The organism is uncultured Desulfovibrio sp. (genome assembly GCF_944327235.1).
Classification (GTDB): domain Bacteria; phylum Desulfobacterota; class Desulfovibrionia; order Desulfovibrionales; family Desulfovibrionaceae; genus Desulfovibrio.
Genome location: NZ_CALVHE010000030.1, coordinates 1 through 18,325, shown reverse-complemented (window position 1 = coordinate 18,325; position 18,325 = coordinate 1). Strand labels below are relative to the sequence as shown.

The 18,325-nt window shown below is 66.6% G+C and carries 10 protein-coding genes; 7 read left to right on the top strand and 3 right to left on the bottom strand.

Features of this window, described 5'->3' with window-relative positions; genetic code table 11:
* Positions 1 to 230: 230 nt before the first annotated feature.
* Positions 231 to 5,783 carry an MG2 domain-containing protein gene (locus Q0K00_RS06120; protein WP_297228083.1) on the bottom strand — a complete coding sequence of 1,851 codons (5,553 nt, stop codon included), beginning with the start codon at positions 5,781 to 5,783 and terminating at the stop codon, positions 231 to 233.
* Positions 5,784 to 6,010: 227 nt separating this feature from the next.
* Here Q0K00_RS06120 and thrC point away from each other — a divergent pair, with 227 nt between their 5' ends.
* The 3 genes from thrC to Q0K00_RS06105 all read left to right on the top strand — a co-directional run bounded on the left by thrC (position 6,011) and on the right by Q0K00_RS06105 (position 9,067).
* On the top strand, positions 6,011 to 7,456 hold the full coding sequence (gene thrC, locus Q0K00_RS06115; RefSeq protein WP_297228082.1) for a threonine synthase: 1,446 nt from the start codon (positions 6,011 to 6,013) through the stop codon (positions 7,454 to 7,456).
* A 74-nt stretch (positions 7,457 to 7,530) separates the two neighbouring features.
* Positions 7,531 to 7,782 carry a hypothetical protein gene (locus Q0K00_RS06110; protein WP_297228081.1) on the top strand — a complete coding sequence of 84 codons (252 nt, stop codon included), beginning with the start codon at positions 7,531 to 7,533 and terminating at the stop codon, positions 7,780 to 7,782.
* A 286-nt stretch (positions 7,783 to 8,068) separates the two neighbouring features.
* A complete protein-coding gene (locus Q0K00_RS06105; protein WP_297228080.1) occupies positions 8,069 to 9,067 on the top strand; it encodes a TRAP transporter substrate-binding protein in 999 nt (332 codons plus the stop codon).
* Between the two features lie 240 nt (positions 9,068 to 9,307).
* On the opposite strand, the gene Q0K00_RS06100 is transcribed toward Q0K00_RS06105, so the two are convergent.
* Positions 9,308 to 11,236: a TIGR04326 family surface carbohydrate biosynthesis protein gene (locus Q0K00_RS06100; protein ID WP_297228079.1), complete on the bottom strand. Its 1,929-nt coding sequence runs from the start codon at positions 11,234 to 11,236 to the stop codon at positions 9,308 to 9,310.
* A 30-nt stretch (positions 11,237 to 11,266) separates the two neighbouring features.
* The gene (mtnA, locus tag Q0K00_RS06095; protein WP_297228078.1) at positions 11,267 to 12,310 is read right to left on the bottom strand and encodes an S-methyl-5-thioribose-1-phosphate isomerase; all 1,044 of its coding nucleotides are present in this window, start codon (positions 12,308 to 12,310) and stop codon (positions 11,267 to 11,269) included.
* A gap of 208 nt (positions 12,311 to 12,518) precedes the next feature.
* On the opposite strand from mtnA, the gene Q0K00_RS06090 reads away from it, so the two are divergent.
* The 4 genes from Q0K00_RS06090 (at position 12,519) to Q0K00_RS06075 (ending at position 17,789) form a co-directional block, all read left to right on the top strand.
* Positions 12,519 to 13,835: a homoserine dehydrogenase gene (locus Q0K00_RS06090; RefSeq protein WP_297228077.1), complete on the top strand. Its 1,317-nt coding sequence runs from the start codon at positions 12,519 to 12,521 to the stop codon at positions 13,833 to 13,835.
* 446 nt (positions 13,836 to 14,281) lie between these two features.
* Positions 14,282 to 14,698 (top strand): secondary thiamine-phosphate synthase enzyme YjbQ, encoded by a 417-nt coding sequence (locus tag Q0K00_RS06085; RefSeq protein ID WP_297228076.1) that lies wholly within the window; start codon positions 14,282 to 14,284, stop codon positions 14,696 to 14,698.
* 134 nt (positions 14,699 to 14,832) lie between these two features.
* Positions 14,833 to 16,572 (top strand): cation:proton antiporter, encoded by a 1,740-nt coding sequence (locus tag Q0K00_RS06080; RefSeq protein WP_297228089.1) that lies wholly within the window; start codon positions 14,833 to 14,835, stop codon positions 16,570 to 16,572.
* 32 nt (positions 16,573 to 16,604) lie between these two features.
* Entirely contained in the window at positions 16,605 to 17,789 is a 1,185-nt protein-coding gene (locus Q0K00_RS06075) for a DNA polymerase IV (RefSeq protein WP_297228075.1), read from the top strand.
* Positions 17,790 to 18,325: the final 536 nt, after the last annotated feature.

The following is an 18,325-nucleotide window of genomic DNA, read 5'->3' as shown; positions in this document are numbered from 1 at the left end:
GACCTTTAGGGCCTATCAACACTATTCGCTGTCTGTTTGGGGGAAGGGGAGCCCCTCGCTCTGCTGTCGATGCCCGTAAGGCTCCTGCGTCGCCTAACGGGCACGGCCTACGGCCGCCTTTCGGTCGCCGCCGGCGCTGGGGGCTCCCCTTCCCCCCCATCCCTTCCCCAGCGCGCTTTTATCAGGGGGAAAAGCAGGGATGTGGGGCGCACCGCCCCTCAGGGGATACCCTACGGCAGGATCTCGAGACTGCCCCCGGCGCTGTGGCCGTACAGTCCCTGATCATACATGGCTTCGACATAGGCCGGAGGGATGGCGAACGTCCCCCTGTTCACCGCCCGGATGCGGTAGGTATAGATAAGAGGCTCATTGTCCACGTCGGCAAAGAGGAGCATACGGTCTTCGCGCCGGTCGGCAAACTTCAGTCCGCGCGGCGGTCGCTCTCCGCCAGCCGTGCCGCGCGCAAGGACCATCTCGCAGCCGCCGGGCAAAAGGTCGCTCACCACACAGTCGGGGATGCGCCGCTTCTGCCCGCGGACCGTGATCCGCACCGTCAGCACGTCGCCCTGCCGCACCTGACGCACCGGCTTGCCCTGCGCATCAAGGTAGTCGCGGCTGATCTCGATGCCGTGCGCCGCCGCGCCAACCACGGGACGGACATCGTAACCCGTGGTGGAGATCTGCCAGTAGAGGCGCGGTGCATCGGCGGGCATCCTCAGGGCATAGCGGCGGCATTGCGGCTGCTCCACCGACAGCAGCGCGCCCCCGGCCAGCAAGGTTCGTTGCGCCTCGCCTTCCCCGTCGATGCAGACGAGTTCCGCCCCCTCCGGCATCGCCTGCGCGGCGCCGCCGATGCTCAGCAGCGCCCGTGCCCCCTGTGCGGCGGAAAAGGTGGCGTACCGCCCTCCCTTCACGGCCTGCGCCACGGCATCGAACAGGTCGTTTTTCAGCGTGTCCGTGCAGAATTCCGGGAAGTGGCGCGCCAGCAGCGTCACCAGCAGCGCCCGCTGGGCCAGTTCGTCGAACCAGCCCGCCGGACGGCAGACGATGGCGTCGGGGCGCAGATCGGCGGACATGAACATCTGCTTGCGGCTGCCCGCCACAAAGACGGCCGTCAGGTCCGTCTCCCAGTCCGCCACCTTGTATTCGGCAAGGCCATCCCGGAGAGCTTCCAGCAGCTGGGTGGTCACACGCCCCTCACGGGTCAGCACCCAGATGGCGTAGGCGGAGACGCGCGCCGCCTCCAGCGAGGGACCGTTCAGCGGACAGAGCCTTTCCACGGCATCGCACAGCCGTTGCAGCAGATCGTCCGCCCCGCCGCGTCCGGCTTCCCGCATGGTCAGCAGGAAGTCGGCGGTGTAGACCGTCAGCAGGGGATCGGGCCTGCCGCCGGGCCACGGGGCCACGCCGCCACGGGACAGACGTTCCCCGATGGCGTTCACGGCCGCCTCCAGCAGGTCCTCCTCCCGCTCCTCGTCCGGGAAAAGCCCGGGATAGTCGCGCAGCAGGAGCCGGGCATAGGCGCGGCTGATGAGCTGTTCCGTGCAGCCGTAGGGATAGGCCCGCAGATAGGCGGCGAAACCGCACACCAGCGGCAGGGGCACGGCGGACAGGGAGGCCGTACTGCGCGCGCCGAAGGCAAGGACGTCACGCTCCACGGCAAACTCGGCGGACTGCGTGGCGCTGCCCATCCGCAGGCTCGTACGCAGGGGGCTTGCGGGCCGCACGGACAACGAGGCCGTCCGCTCGTATGTCGTGTCCGCGCAGCGGGCCGTGAAACGCACGTCCGCCGCACCGGCCCGGTCCGTGGCCCGCAGGCTGAACGGCAGCGCCGTCTCGGCTCGCGCTCCCACCTCCACAAGGGACGGCAGCGGAGCACTGAAGGCAAGGCCCGTGTCCGCCGTGGCGGCCACTTCCACCCGGACCGGCCGGTCCGTGGTATTGGCCAGCACCAGCGCCCCCTCGAAGACGTCTCCCGGCGAGACGGTCAACGGCAATTGCGGTGTCAGCACCAGCGGCGCGACGGCGGTACCGGACCGTTCGGCCGAACCGGCGCGATCCGCCGACGCCCCCACCGCCATGAGACGCAAGGCGCCGTTGTAGTAGGCGGGCACGGGGATCTCCACCGTCACCCCTTCCGGCGTGACATCCAACAGGGACGACCAGGTGGCCAACGGCGGCTCTTCCCGGCGCTTGAAAGGATTCTGGAAGCGCCCTCCCCCGTTGCCGCCGTCCATGCCGCCGCCGAAGGCGGAAGCGCGGCGCGGCATGAGCAGATCGAGGGCCTGGAGGGTACGCACCTCCAGCGCACGATCCGTGAGCAGGCCGCGCAGCGGGGAAGGCGTCGCAAAACCGGTCAACTGGAGCACGCCCTCGTCCACGGCAAAGAGCACCGCCTTGCCCGCCGCTTCCGAACGCAGGGTCACGCGCAGGGTGGAACCGGGCAGCACGCTGTCCGGGGCCTCGATGGACAGCCCCATGTCACGCTGCCGGACAGCGGCCGTGAAGGGCGCGACGGCATAGCTGTGCGGCGTCATGCGGACGGCGCCGGAATCCGCCGCCCGCACGAAGGAGACGTTGACGTAGCCGCGGCCCTCGAAGCCCGCGGGGATGGCGATCTCCTGCACCGTATCGCCCGCGGCGGCCGTGAACCACGAGAAGGCCGCCACGCCGTCCCGCTCCAGCGTGATGAGACCGGTGCCGTCATAGGGCAGCGACATGGCCAGCCGGATGGTCTCGCCCGCGGCATATTCCGCCTTGTCCAGACGCAGGCGCATCTTGCCGGGCACGAGCTCCGTCCCCGGCGCAAGCGGCCGCTCCCCGGCCACGGCATAGGGCACGGAGGCCAGCAGCGTCCCCCCGGCATCCCGTACGGTGAGCAGGTATTCTCCGGCCTCCTCCGTGGGCAGCGGCAGACGCAGGCCCTCCGGGGCCACCTGCCGTACCTCCTGCCGGAAGGGGACATCCACAGGCGTCTCATCGTAGCGGAAGTCGCCGTTGCCGTCCCGCACAAGGCTGGTGGCGTAGCGACGCACCGCCACGGCAAAGGTCAGCCCTTCCAGCGAGACGCGTTCCAGATCAGGGCCGACGGCCACGAATTCCAGTTCCGCCCGCGCGTTTTGCGGGATGAACTGCAGATTGGTCACCGCGCCCAGCGGTCGATACCCCAGCATACTGGCGCGCGGCGAAACGAGGAATGAGGTCTGGGCCGTGGCGGCCCGACCGCCGTCCGCCTCAAAGCCCTCGGCAAGGACCGTGCAACGCGCCGACGTCCGTCCCGCCAGCCCGGCGGGGAAGGTGAGGACGGCCGCCCCCTGGGCATCGGTCAGCGTTTCGGGCAGGTCGCGTCCCTGTGCCGTCCCGGCAAAGGGGGCCGGATCGTCGAAGGTGAACGCCTCAAAACCCGCGAAGCTCAGACGGGCGGGCGCAAGCGTGGCGTAGCCCCTGACCTTGTGCCCGGCAGCCGGAGCGCCGTAGAGATTCTTCAATCGCACTCCCACATCCGGCAGCGCGTCCGGTCTCACGACCAGCCAGCCCCGTGCCGCCGGTCTTTCCAGCTTGATGGACAGGGTATCCGGCTGGAACTCCTCCACGCGCGCCACGGCCGTGCCCAGGATGTCCGCCGAATCGACCGTCCGCACGCTCAGGAGATACGCGCCCGTGGGGGCCGTGGCGGGAGACGCCCAGTCAAAGAGGCTCATGCCGCTTTCCCCGGCCGTGAAATTGCGCTTCATGACGATCTTGCCCAGCGGGTTGCGCACCTCGGCCACCAGCGGCAGGTCCGCGGACAGGTCTCCCCAGTCGGCCCGCCGCAGCACGCAGCCGAAATGCAGCGTCTCGCCGGGACGGAACATGCCGCGCTGCGTGAAGACGAAGGCCGTGAGCCCTTCGGGCGAGGAGACCCTGCCGCCCACGGGGAACTCGGAATAATTCAGTTCTCTGGACATGTCGGTCAGCGGCAGCCAGGCAAGGTCCCCGCGTCCCCCTTCGGCGGCCTCCGCCACCGCGGCCACCGGCTGCCGTTCGCGGGCCAGCCCGTTGAGCGAGGGGAAGGACACATGGCCGCCCGCATCCGTCACGCCGGAGGCCACCGGCTTGCCGTTGGCCCCAAGGATGCTCACCCGCACGCCCGAAGCCGGTCCCCGCTTGCTGAAGGAATGCACGAAGGCATCATAGCCGCCGAGAGCCGTCCGCTTCAACAGGAGGCCGAGATCCGTGACCAGCACCATGCGGGAAGCCGAGACGACTTCCTTGCCGTCCTTCACGCCGGTCAGCCACACGCGCATGAGCCCGTGCACGTCCGTTCCCGCACCGGCCAGCACCGGCGAGAGGGGCAGGCTGGCGAACTGCGCGACGCCGGGCGCGGCGGCGGCCAGCGGGATCTCTCCCCGGACGCTCTCGCTCAGGGCCTCCAGCCCCAGCGGCGTCCCGGCCAGCGGTTCGGTGAAGGCCATGCCCGATCCCTGCGCCAGCAGGGCCAGGAAGGGATCGCGCACGAGCTGGGCTTCCCAGCGGATGGCGTCCAGGCCGCTGGCGAGCAGATCCAGCGTATTGTCCTCCGCAAGGGAGAGCACATGACCGGGCTGGAGGAAATCCAGCGAGGCATCGGCGGCTTCGCTGCGCAGGACGCCGCGCCACTCCCTGCCCAGCGCCGTCCCCGACGCCGAGGCGCATCGCCCGTCGATGCCGATGAGCAGGTAGCTGTCCGGGTCGGCCGGGATGCGGTAACGCAGTCGAGCCACGGGCGTATCATCCTTCATGAGGGAAACGGGCGTGAGCTTTTTGCCTTCGGCCAGCGCCTGGGCGGGGATGACCGGTGCGGTATGCCAGTTGTAGGGGCGGGGATCCGTCGGCGTGCGGAAGCGGGGCAGCTGGCGCACCTCAAGATGGCGCAGCACCTCCTCCGGCGCGACATAGAGCGAGGTCTCCAGCGTCAGCACATAGGCCCGGTCCAGATTTTCATCCAGCTCCCGCACGAGGTTCGCTTCCTTCACGGCAAACAGGCTCGTGCTTCCCTTGACGGCGGCCCGGAAGGTCGTGCCCTTCTCCTTGCCGGACAGGCCGAAAAAGCGCGTCTTGCCCTCTTCGACGCTGAAACGCGCCATGCCGTCCACGAACATCCGGGCCTCGGTATCCTGTTCGGCCAGCTTTTTCACAGGAAAGGAGATGTTCAGCCGGTCGCGCGCGGCATTCCAGACCCGTTCCGCCTCTCCGAAGGTCACGCCCGGCGCGGTGCAGGACAGGGCCGGCTCCCTGTCTCCGACGGGATAGTTGAACTCCAGCGAGAACGACAGCCGGTGCCGGGCCTGCGGGGACGGGTCGATCCAGAAGGCGCTCTCCACCAGACGGACACTGTGCGCTTCCGTGCGGACGGTGAGACGTTGCCTGTCGATCTTCACCGACGCGGGGCGGCTCATCTCCGAGATGTCCACCGTATAGGTCGTCCCCGGCGCGGGGGCTTCCCCCTCGTCGAGCACGAGGAAGAGGCTCGTGCTGTCGCGCCACTGCCAATGGCCCTTGAGCGGCGGGGTCAGACGCACGCCGTCCTCCGTGGCTCCCGGCTCACCAAGATCGGCGGCGCACCTGACCTGCCAGTTTTCTCCGTAACGGGCGCGGCACTGCTCCTCATCGGGCGGGAAACTGAGGATCAGGCCCTCCGTCCACGGATACCCGGCGGACAGCGTGGCCGTCCGCAGGGCCGGAGCCGCTGCCGTGGCGCATTCCGCCGTGCCGGAGCAGAACAGTATGCCCGCCGCGAGAAGAAGCGAGAAAAACAGCTGCATGGATCCCTCCTTGGCATGTGCCGTCTGTCGGCGCAGGACGACATTCCTGCTCATGCAGTGTGACGGCATCAGCGCCAAAAGTAAAGAAAGACGGAGTGCGCGGCCGTCCCGTCCGTACGGTCTGACCGCCCGCGCGGCAAAAGACTTCCATCTCGACAAACGGCCGCTGACGGGCTACATTTTTCGCGCCATTTCCCGGTAGTTCTTCGGCACAAGGAGCCATTTTCGTGCACAACAGCGACTTTCCCACCTATCGCGGGCACATGGAATATGTCTGCCTGTCCTGCGGACAGCGTTATCCCGCCGACAGCCTTCTGTACACCTGCCCGCAGTGCGGCGGCGTCTTCCTCCTGGAAAATACGGACTTTGCCCACCTGCGCACCACGGACGGCCCCACCTGGCGCAAACGCTTCGACAGCCGGGCCGCCGCCCGCAGCACCGCCCTGCGCGGCATTTTCCGCTACTATGAACTCATGGCCCCGCTCATGGACGAGGAGGACATCGTCTACCTCGGTGAAGGGATCACTCCCATCGTGGAAGCCGCCGCGCCGTTGCGGGATCAGGTGGGCGTGCCCTTCGCCTACAAGAACGACGGCCAGAACCCCAGCGCGTCCTTCAAGGATCGCGGCATGGCCTGCGCCTTCAGCTATCTGAAATGGCTCTGCCGCCGCAACGACTGGGAAGAAGTGCTCACCGTCTGCGCCTCCACCGGCGACACCTCGGCCGCCGCCGCGCTCTACGCCTCCTATGTGGGCGCGCCGCTCAAGAGCGTCGTGCTGCTGCCGCACGGCAAGGTGACGCCGCAACAGCTTTCCCAGCCGCTGGGCAGCGGCGCCACCGTGCTGGAACTGCCCGGCGTGTTCGACGACTGCATGAAGGTGGTGGAACTGCTGGCCGAGAATTACCGTGTGGCCCTGCTCAACTCCAAGAACAGCTGGCGCATCCTCGGTCAGGAATCTTACGCCTACGAGGTGGCCCAGTGGTACAACTGGGACGTGGACCGTCTCTGCCTCTTCGTGCCTGTCGGCAATGCGGGCAACATCACGGCCATCATGTCCGGTTTCCTCAAGATGTACGATCTGGGCATCATCACGACGCTGCCGCGCATCTTCGGCGTGCAGTCCAGCCATGCGGACCCGGTGTACCGCTACTACGCCGCGCCCGAGGGAGAACGCGTCTGGCAGCCCGTGGACGTGCGGCCCAGCGTGGCGCAGGCGGCCATGATCGGCAATCCGGTCTCCATGCCGCGGGTACGGCGTCTGGCGGAGCGCTTCGTGGAGGCCGGCGGCGAGCGGGCCTTCCAGGTGGTTCAGGTGACGGAACAGCAGATCATGGACGCCATGATCGAGGCCAACCGTCACGGGCACATCGCCTGCACCCAGGGCGGCGAATGCCTGGCCGGTCTGCGCAATGCCCGGCGTCTGGGGCTCGTGGGCGACAACGAACATGCGGTGCTGGACGCCACGGCCCACGCGCTCAAGTTCGCCGGTTTCCAGGAAATGTACTTTACCGATGCCTTCCCGCCCGCCTATGAGGTGCAGCCGGACGTGCGTCTGGCCAATGCGCCCGAACTCCTGCTGCCGCAGGAGGCCCGCGAGGGACGGGACGTGGCCGAGTTCGCCCGCCTCGGCGCGGAGGCCGTGGTGAAGCGGCTGGGGCTGGCCCGGCGCTGAGGCGGGTCTGCGGATAGGCGCATCAGCCCGACGCCCGGAACGGTCCGGCGTGTCGGCGGGGCAAGGAGGTCATCATGGCGACGGATAACGAACGTCCGCTGCTGCCCGGTCCTGTCAAGGAGGCTCGTACGCAACGGCCCACTTCGGCCATGAAGCTTGACGCCAGGGACAAGGAATTCGAGGAGTGGCGGCAAGGGCTCAAGGGGCGGGACGCCCTGCGGGCCAACGTCTGGGACACGCTGGATCGCGGTGCCTGCCGCACCGGCAGGGAACAGTCGGACATCATCATGCAGACGCTCAAACAGTTCCGGCAGCAGGAAAAATAGTCTCCGCAAGAACTCCTGTTTTTTCAGGCCCCTGCCCGTTTTCGGGAAGGGGCCTTTTCGTTGGCAAAGGCCCCTTATCCAGTCTAATACATTGAAATAAATGATTTAATACATTTTCATTCATTTTTCATAAAATATTTCATGATAATTGACATGAAATTTTTATCCTGCTAAAGTCGTTTCAACAGAACAGATACTCATTTTCTGCAGCCGGAAAATTGTGATAAAATTCACAGGAATGCGCGCGATCCTGTTCATGCAACCCTTTGTTACCAAGGAGTACTGTATGCGACGTTCGTTCCTTCTCCCTTGTCTGCTCGCTCTGTGTCTGCTGCTGCCCGGCACGGCGCTGGCCGTGGAATCCATCAGCCTCAAGATCGGTATCGGTGACCCGATCACGGCGGATGCCGGGGAACTGGGCCTCAAATTCAAGGAGCTGGTGGAAAAGCGTACCGGCGGCAAGGTCAAGATCACGCTCTACCCCAACTGCGAGCTGGGCGACGAGACCGAGATGCTGCACAACGTGCGCCGGGGCGTGCTGGACATGACCTGCGTGGGCGTGGGCAACATCACCCCCTTCTCGCCGGGCCTGGGCGTGCTGACCTTCCCCTATCTCTTTGAAAACGATGAAATGGTCGTGCGCGGCACGACCGGTCCGGCCATGGACATGCTCAACAAGCTGACCATCAAGCAGGCCGGTCTGCGCATCCTGGCCTTCAGCTACACCGCCTTCCGCCATCTCACCAATTCCAAGCGTCCCGTGGAGACCCTTGCCGACATCAAGGGCATGAAGATCCGCGTGCCCAGCAACAAGGTCTTTATCGAGACGTACAAGGCCTGGGGCGCCAGCCCGGTGCCCATGGCCTGGTCCGAGACCTTCACGGCCCTGCAGCAGGGCGTGCTCGACGGGCAGTGCAATCCCTATGTGGTCAACCACAGCAAGAAGTTCGAGGAGATCCAGTCCTACCTCACGGAACTGCACTATACCTATTCGCTCCAGCCGCTGGTCATCGGAGAACGCCACTTCAAGAAGCTTTCGCCGGAATTGCAGACCATCCTGACCGAAGCGGGCCTGGAAGCGCAGGCGCATGTGCTCAACTGGCAGAACGAGCACAGCGGCGCGGCCAAGAAGGCCATGCAGGACGCGGGCGTCAAGATCTCCCTCCTCAAGGACGAGGACAAGTGGCGGTCCATCGCCATGACCGAAGTCTGGCCGACGCTCTATGAGATCGTGGGCGGGCGCCAGATCGTGGACGATTACCTCAAGCTCCTGCGCGCGAAGTAGAACGCCAAAAAGGCTGCGGGCCCACTCGGCCCCGCAGCCTTTCCTTTTTTGTGCGACAGGCCCCGGCCGGAAGGTCGGGGCCTGTTTTTGGAGCATTTCCCGTTTGAAACGCTTCGCGGTCCGAACCATACGGCCTGTCGCTTCGCGGAAAAAGCGCGGTCATCCGCCTGGTTTGGGCCGGGCGGACGGTGCCGCCGTCTCGCGTTTTGCCGTTTTCACAGGCAAAACGCGCTATCGTTCTTACGCGTTCTTGCCATCGAGCAGGGAATGCCAGCGCGGCAGGTTCTCGTCCAGTTCCAGATAATCGGCGGGCAGGCTGACCACATGCGGGTCCGCGAGCCCGGCGCGAACGTCATCCAGCGAGCCGGTGCGTTGCAGACCCGGCACGTCCTGCAGCGGGCAAAGGTCGAAGTTGTCATGGGGCCACATGACCATGACCGGCAGTCCCAGCAGGGAGGCTTCCAGCGCCACGGTGGTGGAATTGGACGCCCAGACCAGCGTACCGGCCTGCAGTTCGTCCTGGATCTTGCCGCTGACGATGCGCACCTTTTCCATGCGGCTGCCCAGCAGGGAACGCAGCATCCCGTCCACGCTGAGATAGGGATGCGGCTTGACGATGATCTCGTAATCATCCAGCAGACCGGCACTCATGGCCCGCGCCATGAGCGAGAGATGATCCTGCGTCTCGTCCTCGAAGAAGCTCGTCACCAGCAGCAGACGGTGCGGACGCTTGCCGGTGTCTTCCACGCGCTGCCGTCCGGCAAGATAGAGGTAGCGCAGGGCCTCCACCACCTTGAGCCGTTCTTCGGGCAGGCCGTTCTCCCGCCACTGGCGCGCCGCGCCGGACCCGTTGGCGCAGACGACATCCGGCTGGAAGAGGTTGCAGTCCGGCGTGTCGAAGGTGCGGGGATCGTCGAAGTAACGGAAGTCCGTGGGCCGGATGGTGGAATGCTGCGCCCCGAACACCGGACCGGAACCGGTCAGGTTGCGGGCCTCATGCGCCCCGTGGGTCAACATGCGTTCCCACGGGCAGTTTTCCAGCGGGAAGGCGTACCATTCCTGCATCCCCACCAGACGGATGTAATTACGGATGCCCCGGTACTGCAGGCAGCGTTCCAGACCGCGCCAGCCCCGGAAGGACTCGACCCAGTCCCCTTCCAGATAATCCCAGAAGTTCATGCGCGAACCGGCAAAGCGGAAGGCCTGCCGCACATAGCGCTCCAGCCGGAAGCTGCGGTAGCTCAGGCGGATATGCCGCCGCCAGGCCGCCACGAGGTCGCGGAAGGACAGGAACTCCTCAAGATAGTGGAAGGACACGCCGTCCCGCTGTTCCTGCTGGAAGCGTTTGCGCAGGCGGATGCAGTCCCGGAACTTGAGTTCCGGCGAGGGGAAGCGGACGAAGAGCCAGCGGATCCACGGCCTGTCCGGCGCTTCCGCCGAGGGGTTGAGGATGTCGTGCAGCTTTTCCCAGTAACGGGAACGGAAACGCCCGTCCTGCGCGGCGTTCATGTCGATGTTGGGGAAGTAGGTGGCGATGGTGGCCGATTTGCCCGGCGCGGCGGGCAGGGTGTAATTGCGGTTCTTCACCACATAGGGCAGGGCGCGGCGCACGTTCCACCACCAGTGGGCATAACGGGCCACCGTCCGCAGCGCGGCGGGGCAGGCGTCATAGATGCGCCGCAGCCGGGATTTCTCCCGCGCGGGGGGCTGGTTGGGGTCGTGGAACTCCACGAACATGCGTCCCGTGGCGCGGCAGTAGTTGGCCAGCGTGTGCCGCAGCAGCGCGTCGCCGCCGGACAGGCGCAGGATGGTGTACTTGCCTTCATCCAGCAGCTTTTCCAGCGCGCGCAGTTTGTAGACTTCATACAGGCGGGGGCTCATCTTGGGATGACGCTCGAACAGCAGGGAGCACCACCACATGGACAGCGATTCCCCGGCCTTGAGGTGGCTGTGGAGCTGCCAGCCGGAGATGGACATGCGCCCGAGGTCATAGGCCCAGCGCATATGCTCGTCACGGATATCCCGGATCTGGCTGTTCATGAGCGCAGGCAGGGAGAACTCCCCTTCCGGCACGTCCCAGCGGTTCCAGTGCGCCACATCCGTCGGCGTCCCGTCCTGGAACTCCGGCGGCAGCGTGGTCTTTTCCACAAGCAGCGTCAATTCTTTCATGGGCTCTCCTTTTCTGAAAAGCGGCCGCCCTCAGGCGGACAGCGCCGTCGCGAGGGAATGGGCGTACGGCGGCTTGAGTATGCCTTTTTCGGTGATGATGCCGGTAATGAGCGCGGCCGGAGTCACATCAAAGGCAAAATTGTAGACCGGCACGCCGTCGGGACAGACCTGCCGTCCGCCCAGACAGCGCACTTCTTCCGCCGGGCGTTCCTCGATGGGGATGCCCGTTCCGTCCGCCGTGGCGAGGTCGATGGTCGACAGGGGCGCGGCGACGTAAAAAGGGATGCCGAACTCACGCGCCAGCAGGGCCACGCCGTATGTGCCGATCTTGTTGGCGGTATCGCCGTTGGCGGCGATGCGGTCAGCCCCCACCACCACCACGTCCACCATGCCGCGACTCATGAGCAGGGCGCAGGCGTTGTCGCAGGCCACGGTCACCTCGATGCCGTCCCGCTGCAGCTCCCAGGCCGTCAGACGCGCCCCCTGCAGGAAGGGCCGTGTTTCGTCGGCAATGACGCGCACGCGCTTGCCCGCCTCACACGCCCCGCGGATGACCCCCAGTGCCGTGCCGTAACCGGCGGTGGCCAGGGCTCCGGCATTGCAGTGCGTGAGCACGGTCTGCCCGTCTCCGACGACTTTCGCCCCCGCCCGGCCGATGGCCCGGCAGATGGCGATGTCCTCGGCCTGCATGGCAAGCGCCTCGTCCGTGATGCGGGCAAGCAGGTCAGGCCCGCCGATATCGCCGGAAGCCCGCCACAGACGGCGGATGCGGTCCACCCCCCAGCGCAGATTGACCGCCGTGGGCCGGGCCGCGGCAAGCCGTTCCAGCGCATCCGCGTAGGCCGTGCGCCAGTCGGGACCGCCGCCCGCCAGGATCTCGGCCAGCGCCAGCGCCGCGCCGAAACCCGCCGTCACGCCGATGGCCGGCGCGCCCCGCACCACCATGATCTGGAGCGCGCGCACCACGTCATCCAGCGTGCGGCAGACCACCGTGCGCTCCTCCACGGGCAGCAGGCGCTGGTCCAGCAGGTGCAGCTCGCAGCGCTCGCGGTCAAAAGAGATGTGATCTTCCATCGTTCCCCCGGGATATGCTCCGCAGAGGCCGGGACGCGTACCCATCTCCTCTGCCGTGTTCCACAAGCATAGCCCAGAAGGCCGCGCTTGGCAAAGATGACTTTACAAGGCGGCGCGCCGCCGCATATGATGTCGGTTCGACAGCCCGGACGAGATGTCCCAATCCACGGCTGCCGGCTGACGGGCCCGCTGGCCCTCTGGAGAATGTATGACGGAACAGTCCAACAAACCGCTGGTCATCGGTCTGGCCGGCTTCGGCACGGTGGGCGGTGGTCTGGCCCGCCTTCTGGAAGAGAATGCGGACCTTATCCGCCGTCGCGGCGGACGTGACATGGTGGTCAAGAAGGTGCTGGTACGCCATGCGGGCAAGGCGCGTCAGGTGGCCCTGCCCGCCGGAGCGGAACTGACCACCGACCCGGCCGCCCTGACGGACGACCCCGAGATCGACGTGCTCGTGGAGCTCATGGGCGGCATCGAGACGGCGGGGAAGATCATCGACCGCGCGCTGGACATGGGCAAGCACGTCGTCACGGCCAACAAGGCCCTGCTGGCCGAAAAGGGCCTCTGCCTGCTGGAAAAGGCCTGGGACAAGGGCCGTATCCTGCGCTACGAGGCCAGCGTGGCCGGAGCCATCCCCATCGTGGCGGCCCTCAAGGAAAGTCTGGCGGGCAATCGCATCTCCTCGCTGGTGGGCATCCTCAACGGCACGAGCAACTACATCCTTTCCGAAATGACGAGCAACGGGCTCGATTTCAACGTGGCGCTCAAGCAGGCGCAGGAGCTGGGCTACGCCGAGGCCGATCCCACTCTGGACATCGACGGCCACGACGCCGCGCACAAGCTGACCATCCTCATCCAGCTTGCCTACGGCGCGCATTATCCCTTCACGGCCATGCCGGTACGCGGCATCCGCGGTCTTTCGAGCATGGACATCCGTCTGGCCCGTGAATTCGGCTATCGCATCAAGCTCATCGCGCAGGTGCGCGAATGCGACCATCAGCCGGGGCAGGCCCCGCGGCTGGAGGCTGGGGTCTTCCCGGCCCTCGTGCACCACACCCTGCTGCTGGCCCGCGTGGGCGGCGTCTACAATGCCGTGCGCGTGGAGAGCAATGCCGCCGGCTCGCTGTTCTTCCACGGACGCGGCGCGGGCGATCTGCCCACGGCCGGCGCGGTGCTGGCCGATCTGGTGGCCGTGGCCCGCGAAGAGCGTCCCAACAATACCGGCTTTGCCGCGCCCCGGCCCGAAGCGGCCGCCGTGGTGCCGCCGGAGGAATGGCGCTCCTGTTATTATGTCCGCCTCATGGTGGACGATACGCCCGGCGTGCTGCGTGATCTGGCGGGCTGCATGGCCGAGGAAGGCATCAGCCTCGCGCAGGTCATCCAGAAGTCCGACGAAGGCAACGGCGTCCCGCTGGTGTTCATGACCCACGAGACCACCGAAGAAGCCATGAGCCGCGCCCTGCAGCATACCCTTGACCGGGGCATGTTGCGCGAGCCCGCCGTCTACTTCCGGGTGGTCGGCTAGGGCCTGTCAACGCTATTTGCTGTTTGTCTGGGGGGAAGGGGAACACCACGCTTTGCTGTCGATGCCCGCAAGACTTCTTTGCCGTCTAACGGGCACGCCCTGCGGTCGCCTTTCGGTCGCCGCCGGCGCGGGAGGGGCCAGCCTTTTCGCAGCGGAGCGAGAAAAGGCGTCCCCGCCATCCTTCCCCCCAAGTCCCCCATCCCTTCCCCAGCGCGTTTTTACCGGGGGAAAAGTCAGGGGCACGAGGCAAGCTCATCCCAAATGGCAAGCGGAGCACGTTTGGCTGTTTTTCTTATATATTGAAATTGTTTGCAAATTTGTATTGACAGACCCTAACCGCGTTTCTCTGGGGACGGACTACTCTCCTGTCCGTCTCCGGCGCTTTCCGGCGCGTCCGTCCCTCTTTCCCGGAGGCGGCGTCCGCCACGCCCGGCACAGGAGGCCGAATGCTCGCCTTTGACATCACCACGCAGGGCCGTTGCCGGATGCACGACATCACCGGCGAGGTCCGCCGACTCCTGCGCGAGGCGCTGGAGCGCTTCCCCGGCCCGCGCAGCGGCGCGCTGGCGCTCTTCTGCCCGCACACCACCTGCGGTCTGACCATCAACGAAGGGGCCGACCCGGATGTCTGCCGGGACATGGAAGGCTTTTTCCGCCGCCTCGTCCCGCAGGACCCGTCCTTTGCCCATGCCGAGGGCAACAGCGACGCCCACATCAAATGCACCCTGCACGGCCCGTCCCTGCTGGTCCTCGTGGAGGACGGCGAACTGCGGCTCGGCACCTGGCAGGCCATCTATCTTTGCGAAGGCGACGGCCCGCGACGCCGTTCCGTCTGGGCGCAATGGCTGCCCGGCCCGGGCTGACGCCGGGACACCTCTCCGCTCCCCCCTGCGCGCGCCGTCCAGCCTGACGGCGGAGCAGGCCGCGTCCCTTTTCCGCACCGGGCAGGCCGCAAGCCGCCCCTACATCCCCGGCTCCGGGAGGTCCCTCTATGAGTATGCCGCATGATGTCGATCTCATCCTGACGCTGGCAGGTGGTCTGACGGCCGCCACGGCGCTGGGCTTCCTCACGCAGAAGCTGCGTCTCTCCCCGCTGGTGGGCTACCTGCTGGCCGGCGTGCTGGTCGGTCCCCATTCGCCGGGTTTCGTGGCGGACGCCCCCACCGCCTCCCAATGCGCGGAGATCGGCATCATCCTTCTCATGTTCGGGGTCGGGCTGCATTTCCATCTCAAGGACCTGCTGGCCGTGCGGCATATCGCCGTCAGCGGCGCGCTCATCCAGATCGCCGTGGCCACGCTGGCCGGAGCCGCCGCCTTTTGTCTGCTGGGAGGCAGTCTCACGGCCGGACTGGTGTTCGGCATGTCCATCTCCGTGGCAAGCACCGTGGTGCTGACCCGCGTCATGGGCGACAACGGTCTGCTCCACACCCGCGCCGGACATGTGGCGCTGGGCTGGCTGGTGGTGGAGGACCTCTTCACCATCCTGCTGCTGGTGCTGCTGCCCTCCTTCCTCTCCCCGGATGCCGGATCGCTCTGGAGCACGCTGGGGTTGACCGTCCTCAAGCTGGCGGGCCTGACGGCCTTCATGCTGCTGGCCGGACAGAAGCTCATCCCCCTGCTGCTCGGCTGGGTGGCCCGCACCGGCACGCGCGATCTCTTCACGCTGGCCGTGCTGGCGCTGGCGCTGGGCATCGCCGTGGGCGCGGCCCTGCTCTTCGACGCCTCCATGGCGCTGGGGGCCTTCCTGGCGGGCATGGTGGTCGGCCAGTCCGATTTCAGCGCCCGGGCCGCCGCCGAGGCCCTCCCCCTGCGCGACGCCTTTGCCGTACTTTTCTTCGTTTCCGTGGGTATGCTCTTCGATCCGCTGGCCCTGCTGGACGACTGGCCGCTCATGCTCCTGACCTTCGCCATCATCGTCCTCATCAAGCCCCTGACCGCCTTTACCGTCTGCCGCCTGTTCCGCCGACCGCCGCGTGAAGCGCTGGCCGTGGGCCTCTCGCTGGGCCAGATCGGGGAATTCTCCTTCATCCTCGCCGGAGTGGGCGCGACCTACGGTCTCTTCGGCCCGGAAGTCAACAATGCGGTCATCCCGGCGGCCATCCTGTCCATCACCCTCAATCCCCTCCTCTTCCCGCAGCTCGAACGCCTGTCCCGCTGGCTGGAGGCCCGCCGCCCGGCCTTCGTGCCCGACGCCGACGAAGAGGATGCCGCCCCGCGCGGCAACGTCATCGTCGTGGGCTACGGTCCCACCGGCGAGGCCCTGTGCCGCATCCTCGAAGACTTCCACCTGCGGCCCGTCATCATCGAAGCCAATATCGACACCGTCCGCCGCCTGCGCGCGGAAGGACGGAGCGCGCTGCATGGCAACGCCACACAGGCCGAGGTCCTCCTGCAGGCCGGACTGCCCGACGCCACGGCCCTGCTCCTGACCTCGGCGGGCATCCCGGCGGCGGATGTCATCAGCATCGCCCGCGGCATCAATCCGCATATCCGCATCTGGGCCCATACCGCCTATCTGAGCCAGGCCCGCGCCCTGCGGGCACAAGGCGTGCAGGATGCTTTCAGCGGCGAGGGAGAAGTGGCGCTGGCCCTCTCCGCCGCCCTGCTGCGCGAACTGGGCGCGGCCCCGGCCTTCATCGACGCCGAACGCGACCGCCTCCGCTCCCGCTGGCACTATCCCGACGCCGCAACGCCCCCGGCCGACGACGCGGCGGCAAACCAGCCCGCCGCCCGCTGAACGGACGGTCCGCCGGAGAACGGGAGCCTGTCGTGATCGTGCATCTGGACATGGACGCCTTTTTCGCCTCCGTGGAACAGCTCGACGATCCCGACCTGCGCGGCAAGCCGGTCATCATCGGCGGCGGCAGCCGGGGCGTCGTCTCCACAGCTTCCTACGAGGCGCGCGTCTTCGGCGTGCGTTCGGCCATGCCCGTCGCCACGGCCCGCAAGCTCTGCCCGCAAGGGATCTTCGTACGCGGCCGTATGCGACGCTATGCGGAACTCTCCCGCCGCATCATGGACGCCCTGCGCGACTTCTCCCCCCTCGTGGAGCCCGCCAGCGTGGATGAAGCCTATCTGGACGCCTCCGGTCTGGAACGGCTCTTCGGCCCGCCGGAACAGCTCCTGCCCGCCATCAAGGCCCGCGTGGCCGAGGTCACCGGCGGTCTGACCTGCTCCGTGGGGGCCGCGCCGGTGAAGTTCCTTGCCAAGATCTGCTCCGAGGTCAACAAGCCCGACGGCATTTTCATCCTGCCCCCCGACCGGGTGGACGCCTTCCTCCTGCCGCTGGCCGTGGAGCGTCTGCCCGGCGTGGGCAAGCGCATGGCGCGGGAACTCCACGCCCTCGGTGTCTCCCGCGTGGAGCAGCTGCGCCGCTTCAGCCCGGAATCCATGGAACGCCGTTTCGGCAAGTGGGGACTGGAACTCCTGCGCCGCGCCCACGGCATCGACCCCCGCCCCGTCTGCCCGGAGCACGCCGCCAAGAGCGAAAGCGCCGAGACCACCTTTGCCGAGGATACCCGCGACCGCGCCTTTCTGGAAAAAAAGCTGCTGGGCCATGCCGAGCGCGTGGGCGCATCCCTGCGGCGGCACGGCTGGCAGGGCCGGACCATCACCCTGAAGATCAAGTTTGCCGACTTCCGCCAGATCACCCGCTCACGAACCCTGCCCGGCCCCACCTGCGCCACCCAGACCATCTTCGAGACCGCTTGCGACCTCCTGCGGCAAGAACCCCTGCCCCTGCCCGTACGTCTCGTGGGACTCGGCGTCTCCGGCTTCGAAACCCCGCCCCCGCAACAAGCCATGCTGCCGGGCCTCTCCTCCCTCGACAAGCACGACCCGCAAGAGGAAGAACGCCGCCTGCGCCTCGACAAGGCCCTCGACAGCCTACGCCTCAAATTCGGCACGCAGGCCGTCCAGCGCGGCCGCCTCTTCACCCCGCCGGATACGGAGTGATTTTTGGGGGGAGTGTTTTTTTGTTTTTTTCGTGGGGGGAAGGGCCCCTTTGTGGACAAAGGGGCCCTTCCCCCCACCCCCCCATCCCCCCAAAAACTTTACTTGTCCAGACGCAAGTCGTCGCAACCTGTAGGGTGCCGCTTGCCCGCAAGCCAGCCATAATCTGTACAGAAGGCCATACAGAGACTTTTGGATTCAGCCCAAACTGTCAAAAAACAAAAAAGACCGGGCGACTGTTACCGCCGGTCTGTTGTTTTCTCCATGCCGCCGGGGACATGGCAGCCACGCGACGTCTTGCCGGGCCGTGATGGAGCGGAGGAAGCCGATAGAGCAATTCCACATTGAAAATGCGGATTGCTCTGGTAGTCGCGAGAGCGACTACCCGCAACCGAACACTACGGAAAAATCACGCTTTTTCCGTAGTGTGAGGGCAGCGTCAGCATTGAAATTGGACACAATTTCAATGCGAATCCGCTCTAAAAGTTTTGGGAAGGGTGAGGGGGAGCGCGAGGGGGAGAGGGAAACCGTTTTTCAAA

What these genes read in the sequence shown, in the direction of transcription:
- Q0K00_RS06080 (WP_297228089.1), top strand. Translation starts at nt 14,833, where the DNA reads ATGCCGCATGATGTCGATCTCATCCTGACGCTGGCAGGTGGTCTGACG.
- Q0K00_RS06090 (WP_297228077.1), top strand. Translation starts at nt 12,519, where the DNA reads ATGACGGAACAGTCCAACAAACCGCTGGTCATCGGTCTGGCCGGCTTC.
- Q0K00_RS06110 (WP_297228081.1), top strand. Translation starts at nt 7,531, where the DNA reads ATGGCGACGGATAACGAACGTCCGCTGCTGCCCGGTCCTGTCAAGGAG.
- Q0K00_RS06120 (WP_297228083.1), bottom strand. Translation starts at nt 5,783, where the DNA reads ATGCAGCTGTTTTTCTCGCTTCTTCTCGCGGCGGGCATACTGTTCTGC.
- Q0K00_RS06105 (WP_297228080.1), top strand. Translation starts at nt 8,069, where the DNA reads ATGCGACGTTCGTTCCTTCTCCCTTGTCTGCTCGCTCTGTGTCTGCTG.
- Q0K00_RS06100 (WP_297228079.1), bottom strand. Translation starts at nt 11,236, where the DNA reads ATGAAAGAATTGACGCTGCTTGTGGAAAAGACCACGCTGCCGCCGGAG.
- mtnA (WP_297228078.1), bottom strand. Translation starts at nt 12,310, where the DNA reads ATGGAAGATCACATCTCTTTTGACCGCGAGCGCTGCGAGCTGCACCTG.
- Q0K00_RS06085 (WP_297228076.1), top strand. Translation starts at nt 14,282, where the DNA reads ATGCTCGCCTTTGACATCACCACGCAGGGCCGTTGCCGGATGCACGAC.